Genomic DNA, 11892 nt, shown 5'->3' with positions numbered 1-11892 from the left:
TTTCCTTCTTTTTTTGGACAGACAAGTACTTTAACTCCAAGATTCTCCAGCTGTTTTATTTTTATTGATGGTGCTTGCTTTGTTGTGGCAATCCAAGTTGGTGCAATACTGATATTTAGAATTTTGGCTTGCAATGGGATTTGCAATTTTGAGTCGAGAACAATGCGTAGAGGATTGCTATTGCTTGTGTTTTTTAGACGCACATTCAAGCTTGGGTCATCTGCAATAACAGTATTTATTCCTATTAGAATAGAGGAGTATTTTTGTCGTAATTGATGAGCAAATTTCCTTGAGCTTTTGTTTGTTATCCATTTAGAATCTCCACTAAAAGTGGCAATTTTTCCATCCAAACTAGTCGCCATTTTTATAGCAATAAAGGGTTTTCTTGTTTGAATAAATTTAAAAAATCGCTCGTTTAATGTTAAAGCTTCTTTTTCTAGAATTCCTACTTCAACTTTTATACCTGCTTTTTTTAGCATTTCTACGCCATTACCTGCAACTAAAGGGTTGGGATCAAGTGTTGCAATAACTACACGTTTAAAACCGTTTTGAATAATTGCTAGCGAACAAGCCGGAGTTTTTCCTTGATGAGAACAGGGTTCGAGGCTTACATAAATGGTAGCATCTTGTACAGATTCAGTGGCATTATTGATGGCATTTATTTCTGCATGGGCTTCTCCAAATTTTTGATGATAGCCTTCGCCAATTATCTTTCCGTTTTTAATAATGGTAGCGCCAACTAATGGATTTGGAGCAACAAAACCACAGCCTTTTTTTGCCAATCGGAGGCTGTTTCGCATCATTTTGCGATCAAATTTAAGCTGCTGTATTTTTCTGTCTGTCATAAAAAAAGCCCTCAAGTTTCAATCACTTCAGGGCTCTATTTAGCACACCAACAACGTAGAGGAAACCCCTCATGCCAAGGCTCAATGCTTATTCTTCTTCCATCCAGACTTTACTGTCGGTTTTGGAGTTTCACCAAATCAGTCCCAATCTCTTGGGAGTCGCGGACTATCACCGCCGGTCGGGAATTTCACCCTGCCCTGAAGAATATTAACAGAGGCAAAATTACAAATGTTTCTCATTTGTTAATTCTATCAATTGTTAATTTTTAGATAAAAAAAGCCGAATGAAATTAATCACTCGGCTCGACGCAATAATTGCTCTCCAACAATTATTTATTAATGTATTCTAAAGCACTTAATCCTGCAATTGTTCCGTCAGCTACTGCAGTAGTAATCTGACGATAGCGTTTAGCTAAGCAATCACCAGCAGCAAAAATGCCTTCGATATTTGTTTGCATTGAAGAATCAACTAAAATTTCTTTCCAGTCGTTAAGTTTTACAGGAGTATCAAAAAGTATTTCTGTTTGAGCTTCGTAACCAATAAAGATAAAGACTCCGTTAATGGTTTTTGTCTCTTTCTTTCCGGTTGGAATATGTTCAATTTCAACTTCTTGAAGTCCACCTTCACCTTTAAATTCGGTTATTTTTGATTCCATAATGAAATCAATTTTATCATTTGATTTTGCTTCATCAATAGCATGTTGAAAAGCCTGAAAATGATCGAATTGATGAATGATAGTTACTTTGCTGGCATAAGCTGTTAGAGAAACGGCTTCTTCAAGAGCAGAATTTCCACCACCGACAACAATAATTTCTTTACCGGTAAAAAATTCGCCATCGCAAGTAGCACAATAGGAAATTCCCATACCTTTAAATTGTTGTTCGCCTTTAACACCAATCATTTTTGATCTGCCTCCGGTAGCTAAAATAATAGCTTTTGCATTATAGGTTTCGCCATTGCTTAAGCTTACACTTTTTACCGTAGCTTCTAAATTTAATTGCTCGATTTTAATATTAGCTTTAATAGTACAGCCAAAGTTCTCGGCTTGCTTTTTCATAGTGTTGGCAAGCATAAAACCGCTAGTACTTTCTATTCCGGGGTAATTTGCGATTTCGTGTGTAAGTATGGTTTGACCGCCAATTATACTGTTATCAAGAATTAAAGCTTTTGCTTTTGCTCTTGCAAGATAAATCCCGGCTGTTAATCCCGCAGGTCCGCCACCTAGAATAATAACATCGTAGTTTGTATTTTCCATATCTTTAGAAAAACAAAAGAACCTCTGATTATATAATTGAGATTCTTTTAAGTTTATTTTATTTTGCAAATTCTGTATCCAGAATGGATTTAACCATATCCATATTTTGGATACTTGTTGTTGCTTTTACAACTTTACCGTTTTTATAGTAAACGTTAAAAGGAAGACCCATAAATGAGCGACACTCAGGTAGATTTCTGATAATGGCGCATTCAGGGCTGTCGAAAAGCATATCACGGAATTCAACGTGCTCGTATTCTCCTGATTCTTCCAGTGTTTTCATAATATCGTAAACAGGTAAACACATAGGACCCATACGTCCGGCGCAAACCATTACGTTTTCTTTTTCGTTTATCAAGTTTGTTAGTTCTTGAGCTGTTGCAACATGTTTTAAATTTGTTGGTAATACCATTTTAATTATTATTTATTGTTATTAATATCGTTTGCGTTTACCTATCAGAAATTATGCCAAAAGGTGATACTTAAGCGATTTAAACTTAAAGTTTGAAAAAACATTTGTGATAGACAATTTGTCAGTTAGAGAAAGGATAAAGTTTAGTTTTTACAGGATTTATAACTATTAATCAGTTTGGGGTTTAGTTTAGTTTTACGTCATCAATTAATTCAGTTTCAAAGAAAAATTTCTTTTTACCAAAAGCAGGTTTTAGATCGTCTAACCAAGTTGCTGTTTCGTTATATTCTGCAAAGAAAGGTTGTTTTACCCAATTAGAATTACGACCTTGAATAAAATTAAGAGTAATTACTTCTTCATTATTTATTGTAGCCGGGCCAACGATTTCTATTTTACCCGGATGAGTAGACATACTAGGTCCTCTTACGGTTCTGGCTATGCCGCTAACCTGACGGTATGCATCTTTGAAAATATGCCAAGCCTTAATTAGAGGAATTGAGAAATAATGTTGAGCTCCGGTATCACGTGCAATAAACATATAATATGGTATTAATCCAAGTGAGACTTGGATGTTCCACATGTCTTTCCAAATACATGCTTTATCGTTGATGTGTCGCATAATTGGCGATTGAGTTCTGATTTCAATACCGGTTTCTTTTATATTTTTAATGGCTAGTTTAACGGCATTTGTTTTTAATTCTGCCGGATGGTTAATATGAGCCATAAATGCCAAGTGTTTACCTGCTTTTATTATCTGACGAAATAAATTCAATAATTCCTCAGTATCTTTATCGTTTATATAACGGTAAGGCCAGTAGGATAAGGATTTTGTGCCAATACGTATAGTTTGAATATGTTCTAATTCAGGACTTAAAAAAGGCTCCAAATAAGCTTTTAGGCGGCTAGCACTCATTGTCATAGGATCACCGCCGGTAAATAAAATGTCAGTGATTTTGGGGTGACGTTTTAAATATTCAACAACGCCACTAGTTTCGTTCTGAGCAAATTTTAAATTTTTATCTCCAATAAACTGAGGCCAACGGAAACAGAAAGTACAATAAGCATGACAGGTTTGTCCGTGACTTGGGAAAAATAATATGGTTTGATCGTATTTATGTTGAACACCTTGCAAACGTTGTCCGTCTAAAATGGGTACGTTATGATCTAATTGCCCGGCAGGGTTTGGATTTAATTTAGTACGAATATCTTTTATTATTTTTCTTAATTCCGTTTGTGGAATATTATTTCTTAGAGCTTCATCTACAAGTTTATAATGTTCTTCCTCTAACATTTCCTTTTGTGGAAATGTTAATATGAATATGGGGTCGTTTGGGATATCATTCCAATTTATTAATTCGTCAATAACATAGTTGTTAACTTTAAATGGAAGTACCAAGCCAACAACCTCAATAGCCCTGTATTGTTCCGGACTCAAATACTCTTTTAACTGTGGTATTTGATCATAATTGTGGAGAGTAAATACTTTATAATCTTGTGTCTTTATCATAGTCATGAGGTTTTATTTTCGGGGTGCAAAGGTACAGAAAATAAAGATAAAAAACAAGTTCCTTATTTCTATCGTTGACGGGTAAACTTATACTTTAGTTACTGTTTTAAATTTAGTTTGTCGCTTCTTTTTTTTGAAAAGATTGTTGGATATATTTGTAAAAAATTGCAAATGGAAATAAAAGAAGAGTATTTTGGAACAACTAAAAACGGAGATAAAGTTTCTAAATATATTTTTGAAAATAATCTTAAAACGAAAATAGAAGTTTTAGATTATGGATGTATTATCAAATCGATAGATACTCCGGACAAGTCAGGGCAGTCCGGCGATATAGTTTTGGGTTACGATTCTTTAGCTGAGTACGAAAATGATATTCATTATATGGGGGCAGTAGTTGGTCGTGTTGCCAACAGAATAGGAAGAGCACAGTATATTGACGGTCCGTTTATGGTTAAACTCGATAAAAATTTTGGAAAGCATCATTTGCATGGTGGAAGCAAAGGATTGAATAAAGTAGTTTGGAAGGCAAAAACTTTCCGAAAAAATAATTCTATAGGTATTGAATTTTCTTATCGTTCTCCCGATGGTGAAAATGGTTATCCCGGAAATGTTGATTTTAAAACACGTTATATTCTAAACAATAAAAATCAGCTAATGATATATTTTAATGCAGAAACGGATAAGCGTACACCAATTAATCTTACATCTCATACCTATTATAACTTATCCGGAGGAAAGGCTCCAAATGTATTAGATCATATTGTAATGGTTAATGCTTTAAAGTATTTAGATACTGATGCTGATTTAATTCCTAACGGGAAATTAAATTATATTATAGGAAGTCCGGTTAATTTTTCGCGTGGAAAAAAAATTGGTGCTGATATTGATAAAATGGAAAACGGTTACGATCATACTTTTGTAATAAATAAAGAATTAGGTAGATTTCTTGTTACTTCTCGTGTGATAGATGCTGATAGTGGTAGGATATTGGATATTGTTACCGATCAGCCAACCGTACAGCTTTATACTGCTAATGATTTTGATGGTAGTCAGTTAGGAAAGAAAGGGGTTAAATATGGTAAGCATGCGGGATTCTGCATGGAGACTCAGGCATTTCCCGATGCTCCTAATCATTCTAATTTTCCGTCTATTTTTTTAAATCCGGGTGAGAAATATGGTAGTCATACCCAAATTAGTTTTCAAATAAAACAGGATTAGGTTTTAGATTGTTGCTTTTTATTATCGGCATTTAAGCGAATAATGGCAAAGATCATTACACCTGCGCTTAACCATTGTATTGGGCTAAGAATATGATTATTGAAAATATAGTCGAAGAGTACAGCAGAAAGAGGAAAGAATAATTCGGCTATTGTTGATATGATTGCTCTTACGTGTTTTAATCCGTAATAGTAAAGAAAAATAGCCCCAGAGCCTGTTGTTAATGAAATAATACCAATTACCCACCAATTTAAGGTGCTTACATTTTCAAACTCACTAATTTTTCCATTTCCAAGCACAATTATTAGCATAAGTAAGCTTGTTAGTCCGTAGCGAAAAAAAGCAGCGGAAATAAAATCGAGTTTTACTAATAGACGTTTGCTGAATACTGTAGAGCTTCCAAAAGAAAATGCTGCTAAAACACTAAAAAGGGCTGCTTTTATTGTGTTTTGGCTTTCGTGTAATTTAGGTAGAGATATTCCGAAAGTTAGAAAATAACCGGCTACAATTGCTACTATAGCCCAAAGAATAAAGTTTTTACCCAGTCTTTCTTTCAGAAATGTTGCTGCTAATAAAATAGCAAATATAGGTTGTAGCTTTTGGAGTAATACAACAATACTAAGTGATTGGAAGTCGACGAGAAATAAGGCTTTTACAATAGAAAATGTTCCAATAGCTCCACCAAAAATGGCAATTCCGAATAAGGCAATGGTTTCGTTAAGACTCAATTTTTTAATAAGCTTATAACGCTTAAATAAAAAAAGATTCATAAGAAGAAAAGGAAAGAGGTGAAGGATAAAAACAACAAAACTAATGTTTAAGTTGCTAAGTCGTGGCGTTAGAACTACACCATCGAAACCCCATAAAATGGCGGAAAAACTGATTAATATTGCTCCTAAAATTACATTTTTTCGGTTTTCCATTTTATATATTTCGTTGGCGCAAAGGTCATAAAATTTTTTTTACTAAAAAATCTGTTTTTGATTTTATATGGTTTGTTTTTTATTTTGGAAAGCAGGTTTAATTTTACTTATTTTTGGAAAGGAATAAATCGGAAAACAATGGATATGAAGAAGCCTACTTTGGTTGTTGATTTAAAAAGAGTAGAGCAGAATATAAAACGTATGGTCGATAAGTTTAAGCGGAAAGGGGTGCAATTTCGTCCGCATTTTAAAACTCATCAGTCTCGTTTTATAGGAGAGGTGTATCGGCAAAAGGGAATTACAAAATGTACCGTTTCTTCAGTGGGGATGGCACAGTATTTTGCAAAAGCCGGTTGGAATGATATTACTATTGCTTTCCCTGCAAATACGCTTGAAGCTGATGAAATGAATTCTTTAGCAGAAGATATGCAACTGCAGATTTTGGTTGATACAGTTGAGAAAGTAGAATTTTTTACTTCAAATATTTCTACTAATATTGGCTTATTTATCGAAATAGATACGGGTTATAATCGTTCCGGTATTTTATTTGATAGAAGAGAAGAAATAGAAAATATTATACGTGCTATTGAGGCTGTTCCACAGTTTTCCTTTAAAGGATTTTTAAGTCATACGGGTAATACATATTCTCAGTTATCTTCAAACGACATTATTGCACTTTTTGATGACTCAAGAAGAAAATTAGTCGATTTAAAAAATCATTTTATTGAGAATTATCCTCAAATAGTTCTTTCAATGGGAGACACTCCGGCGGCTTCTTTGGCGAAAAATTTTGAAGGTATAGACGAAATGCGACCGGGGAATTTTGTGTTTTATGATGTTATGCAGTATTTGTTGGGAAGCTGTTCTATTGACGATATTGCTGTTGCTGTATACTGTCCTGTTGTAGCAAAATATCCTGAAAGAAATCAGATTGTAATATATGGCGGAGGAGTTCATCTTTCTAAGGAGAAAATTCTTTGGAATGAGAAAGATATTTATGGCTTAGTGTCGCTTCCAGATCAATATGGTTTTGGTAGAATTTTATCTGATTCCTACGTTGAGAGTTTTTCTCAGGAGCATGGTATAGTTAAAATGTCTTCAACAGAAATTAATAAAATACAGCTTGGCGATATTCTTGCTGTTTTACCCGTTCATTCGTGTATGACAGTTGATTTAAATAGGGAGATGATAAGCCTATATGGTAAAAGTATTTCTAAGTTCAGAACGTATTAAGCAGTTTATTCTGCGTTTTGTAAATGAATAACTATTTTTTCTGATAATGCTGTCCAACTTATTGGTTTTGAAATATAATCGTTGCAACCTGCTGCTAAAGCAATTTCTTTTTCATTATTAATTGCATAGGCTGTTTGTGCAATAATAGGAATCTCGGATTTGATTAGCTTAATCTCTTTTGTAGCTTCATATCCACTTAATATGGGCATTTTAATATCCATTAAGATTATATCAACATCCTTATTTTTAGTAAAAATATCAATAGCTTCTACACCATTTTTAGCCCAAAGAATTTTAACTTTCCAAGGCTTTAAATACATTTCTAATAGTTCAAAACTATCTGCATCATCTTCTGCAATTAATATTGTTTTGCCATATAGTATAGACAAGTCAATACTTACTTTTGTTGGCTTCAAATTAATGTCAGCTGTATTATTTTCTTGTGGAATCCTAAAATAAAATATAGATCCTTTGCCTATTTCTGATTCCACTCTTAATTCTCCACCAAGATTTTCGCATAGTTTTTTTGCTATGGATAATCCAATTCCAACACCTTCAAATTCGCGAGTATGTTTGTCATCTAATTGGCGGAAATGATCAAAAATATGTTTTTGTTTTTCTTTAGGTATTCCTATTCCAGTGTCTTTCACATAAAATTCATATACTCCGGGGTTTATATTATAACCTAATTTAACGAAGCCTTCTTTAGTGTACTTTAGAGCATTCTTTAATAAATTTATAAGAACTTGTTTAAAGTGTTTTTGATCGGTATATATTTGTAGGTTCTTTTCTATGTTGTAATCGAAAATGAGAGATAGATTATCCTTATTCATTTTTCTCTTTTCCACTAGAATATGTTCTTTTACTTCGTCGAGTATGGTGTTAAGATCGTGATTTTGTTTTGATAAAATCATAGTGCCCTCTTCGAGCATGCTTAACTCAAATATATCGTTGAGTATTTCAAGTAAATGATTCCCGCTTTTAAATATCATTTTAGATAGTTCCGCCGCTTCTTTGATATCCATATTTTCATCAATTAAATCCGAGAAGCCTATAACAGCATTTAATGGGGTGCGCAATTCATGAGATATTGTAGATAGGAAAGCGGATTTTAAGCGTTCTGATTCTTGTGCTTCATAAAGAGCTTTTCGCAACTTTTGTTCATTTTTCTTACGTTCTTGGATATCCCTAATTGCGACAGCACGAAGTTTCTGTCCGTTATAATGAAAATTTTTAGCTTCAATTTCAACCCAAATTATTTTTCCATCTTTTCTTTTTCCCTCTACTTCGTAAGGAATGGCTGTGCTTTTCTGAATATTCTCGCGAATTAATGGTATGTATTTGTCTACTATTAAGAGTTCAATGATATTTTTTCCGATCAATTCTTCTCGGGTATATAGCGTTAAGCGTTCTAAACTAGAATTGGTTTCTATAGCAATTCCATCTCTATGTATAACGATGCCTTCAAAAGTAAGTTCCGATAGCATTTTAAATCGTGCATTGCTTTCTTTGATTGCTTTTTCAGCATTTAGTTTTTCAGTAATATCCAGAGCCATAGATGAGATTCCAACGACATCTCCTTTTTCATTTACAAGTGGAGTGTTATACCATTCACAGGTAATAATTTTTCCGTCTTTTCGAATATTCTCATTTGTGCTTCGGGTTCCTCCTGTATTTTCATAAAGAGATTTCCAAACTTTATTGGTTAGTTTCTTGGTCGCTTCCGGTAACATAAAGTCGGCAGCAACTTTTCCAAGTGCCTCTTCTTTTGTATACCCAAATATAATTTCGGCTGATTTATTCCAATCTGTTATGCCTGCATTTAAATCCCAATTGATTACTGCCATAGGGGTATTTTCGCTAAATAAATCAAGTTTCTGAAGTAAAAAGCGTTCTTTTTTACGTTGTGCTTCACTATGATTAAGAAGTTTCCTTAAGCGAGCATTTTCGAGGGACAGCAAAGTGTTTTGAGAATGGTTTTTCATAAGGTTTTTAATAAATTGTTTTAAAAAGCGGCCTGAGTTCTTGTGGTATAGGTGCTGCTTTTTCAAAGTCAAAGATAGGGAATAAGAATTGTTAATGCAAATAAATAAAAGGCCAATATTATTACGGTTTTTTTTTATCTTTTTTTAAAAGTTATCGTGTTTCGTACGTTTGATAATTTCGTCTTGCAGTTCTTCCGTAAGCTCAATAAAATAGTCGCTATATCCGGCAACGCGGACAATTAAATCACGGTATTTCTCAGGTTTTAATTTTGCCTTCCGTAAAGTTTCAGCTGTAACTACATTAAATTGAATATGATGACCATTTAGATGAAAATAAGTTCTAATAAGGTTTTTTACTTGTTCTAGTCCCGTTTCATCTTCCATAATTTGAGGAGTAAATTTTTGATTTAATAGAGTCCCTCCGGTTCGGAGATGATCAATTTTTGAAGCCGATTTTAAAACAGCTGTTGGTCCCAGTCGGTCGGCACCTTGAACGGGAGAAATACCTTCGGAAAGTGGTTTGCCGGCTTTTCTTCCATCGGGCAAAGCTCCAATTTTACTACCAAAATATACATGTGATGTGGTGGGCAACATATTAATACGGAATCTGCCGCCTTTGGCTGTAGGTTTATTATCTACAGAAGTAAAAAAGAGTTCAAAAACTTCTTTGGCAATATTATCGGCAGCATTGTCATCATTACCGTATTTTGGAGTTTCTTCAATCAAGCGGTTGCGGAAAAGTTCAGAGTCTTTAAAATTTTTCTGAAGGATATTTACAAATTCTGATAACGAAAGTGTTTTGTCTTCAAAAACATGCTTTTTCAGTGCACTTAGAGAATCTGTGATACTTCCCAATCCAACACCCTGAATATAACTGGTGTTGTATCTTGCTCCTCCGGCATTATAATCTTTTGCATTGGCTATACAATCATCGATAAAAACAGAAAGGAATGGTGCAGGGAGTTCTGTCGCATAAATTCGATCGATAATATTATTTCCTTCAATTTTTATATCGATAAAATGCTGCAATTGTTTTTTGTAGGCAAGCATCAAATCATCGAATGAATGAAATTTTGTAATATTTTCACTATCTATGCCGATGAGTTTATTTGTAAGAGGATCTACTCCGTTATTTAAAGTGATTTCAAGGACTTTAGTTAGATTGAAATAACCGGTTAAAATATAGGCTTCTGTTCCAAAAGCACCTGTTTCAACACAGCCGCTTGCGCCTCCGTTTCGTGCATCAATAATAGTTTTTCCCTGATTGAGTAACTCTTGGATAATAGCGTCGGTATTGAAAATGGATGGCTGTCCAAAACCAGTTTTTACAATATCTAAAGTTCTACGGATAAACGTATCGGGATTGTATTTGCTAATTTGAACCATTGAGCTGGGTTGAAGAATTCTCATTTCTTCAATTATGTCCAACAAAATGTAACTCATCTCATTTACAGCATCAGTTCCATCTTCTTTTAATCCGCCAATATTTATTAAAGCAAAATCAGTAAATGTATTGCTTTCTTTAGCAGTAACGCCCATTTTTGGTGGTGATGGATGATTGTTAAATTTTACCCAAAAGGCTTGCAATATCTCGGTAATCTCCGCTTTTGTTGCTTTGCCATTTGCTAAATCATTTTTGTAAAAAGGAAGAAGATGCTGATCTAATCGCCCCGGATTAAAAGAATCCCAAGGGTTTAGTTCGGTGATTACACCTTGATGAATATACCAATAATATTGGAGTGCTTCCCAAGTATTTTCAGGCTTATTCTCCGGTACGTTTTTCGATACTTGAATCATTTTTTCAAGCTCTTGCCGACGTGTTTTGTCTTTTTCTAATTCAAGAATAGATTTCAGTTTCTCAACGTGACGTCTTGCGAAAATAGAGACTGCTTCCAAACTGATAAGCATGGCATTTAACTCATCTCTTTTGGCTTGTTTGTTTTCTTCGTTACCGGTATCAAGTTCAGTAATTCGTTTATTTATCTTCTTTCGTAAATCTTTAAATCCTTGATGGTAAATCACATCACCTAAAACGGTATGACCTGGTGCGCGTTGTTCTAAGAACTCTGTAAAAACGCCGGCATCATAAGAATCAAGCCATTTTTGTGGGAGTTGCGCAAAAATTTTATCGCGATTGCTTTTCCCTTTCCAAAAAGGAATAAGTTTATCGGTATAGAGTTTTTTTACTTTATCATCAACCTTAAATCTGACTTTTGGTCTTTTGTCTATCATTTCCAAATCGGGGATAGAATGAATGCATACCTCAGGATAAGTTGGCGTTTGTTGAGGTGCCGGGCCGCGTTCGCCTACAATTAATTCTCCATCACCAATATAAATAGTTTTATTTTCCATTAAATATTTAAAAGCTTTGGCTCTTAAAATTGGAACAGAAAGGTTCTTGGCTTTATTCGATTGGTAGAATGCGGTCATTAATTCTGCACGCTCACCAGAAATACTTGGCTTTGTATTTAGACTTTTATCTCTGAGTTTCTCTATTCTTTTTGTAATCATTG

Annotated in this window: 9 protein-coding genes and 1 riboswitch; of the genes, 2 read left to right on the top strand and 7 right to left on the bottom strand. The window is 34.1% G+C overall.

The features are described from left to right. From ribD to J7K39_05710, 4 genes are all read right to left on the bottom strand, one after another. Positions 1 to 845 (bottom strand): bifunctional diaminohydroxyphosphoribosylaminopyrimidine deaminase/5-amino-6-(5-phosphoribosylamino)uracil reductase RibD (gene ribD / locus J7K39_05725; GenBank protein ID MCD6179385.1); only part of this gene is annotated, 845 nt, incomplete at its 3' end. Between the two features lie 87 nt (positions 846 to 932). Beyond that, positions 933 to 1055: riboswitch (FMN riboswitch) on the bottom strand. 119 nt (positions 1056 to 1174) lie between these two features. Then, positions 1175 to 2101, bottom strand: a complete 927-nt coding sequence (locus J7K39_05720; GenBank protein MCD6179384.1) for an FAD-dependent oxidoreductase — start codon at positions 2099 to 2101, stop codon at positions 1175 to 1177. A 58-nt stretch (positions 2102 to 2159) separates the two neighbouring features. Next, positions 2160 to 2513 carry a thioredoxin gene (locus J7K39_05715; GenBank protein ID MCD6179383.1) on the bottom strand — a complete coding sequence of 118 codons (354 nt, stop codon included), beginning with the start codon at positions 2511 to 2513 and terminating at the stop codon, positions 2160 to 2162. 184 nt (positions 2514 to 2697) lie between these two features. After that, positions 2698 to 4020, bottom strand: a complete 1323-nt coding sequence (locus J7K39_05710) for a lysine 2,3-aminomutase (protein ID MCD6179382.1) — start codon at positions 4018 to 4020, stop codon at positions 2698 to 2700. A gap of 171 nt (positions 4021 to 4191) precedes the next feature. On the opposite strand from J7K39_05710, the gene J7K39_05705 reads away from it, so the two are divergent. Next, entirely contained in the window at positions 4192 to 5238 is a 1047-nt protein-coding gene (locus J7K39_05705; protein ID MCD6179381.1) for a galactose mutarotase, read from the top strand. On the opposite strand, the gene J7K39_05700 is transcribed toward J7K39_05705, so the two are convergent. Next, positions 5235 to 6161, bottom strand: a complete 927-nt coding sequence (locus tag J7K39_05700) for a DMT family transporter (GenBank protein ID MCD6179380.1) — start codon at positions 6159 to 6161, stop codon at positions 5235 to 5237. The genes J7K39_05705 and J7K39_05700 overlap by 4 nt on opposite strands. A 138-nt stretch (positions 6162 to 6299) precedes the next feature. Here J7K39_05700 and J7K39_05695 point away from each other — a divergent pair, with 138 nt between their 5' ends. Continuing rightward, positions 6300 to 7394: an alanine racemase gene (locus J7K39_05695; protein ID MCD6179379.1), complete on the top strand. Its 1095-nt coding sequence runs from the start codon at positions 6300 to 6302 to the stop codon at positions 7392 to 7394. Positions 7395 to 7399: 5 nt separating this feature from the next. On the opposite strand, the gene J7K39_05690 is transcribed toward J7K39_05695, so the two are convergent. Next, positions 7400 to 9379: a PAS domain S-box protein gene (locus tag J7K39_05690; GenBank protein ID MCD6179378.1), complete on the bottom strand. Its 1980-nt coding sequence runs from the start codon at positions 9377 to 9379 to the stop codon at positions 7400 to 7402. Positions 9380 to 9523: 144 nt separating this feature from the next. Next, a complete protein-coding gene (locus J7K39_05685) occupies positions 9524 to 11890 on the bottom strand; it encodes a glycyl radical protein (GenBank protein MCD6179377.1) in 2367 nt (788 codons plus the stop codon). Positions 11891 to 11892: the final 2 nt, after the last annotated feature.

This window comes from Bacteroidales bacterium (assembly GCA_021157585.1).
In the GTDB taxonomy this organism is placed as follows: Bacteria; Bacteroidota; Bacteroidia; order Bacteroidales; family UBA12170; genus UBA12170.
The sequence above is the reverse complement of the archived record's forward strand: the minus strand, read 5'-3'. Positions and strand labels throughout refer to the sequence as shown.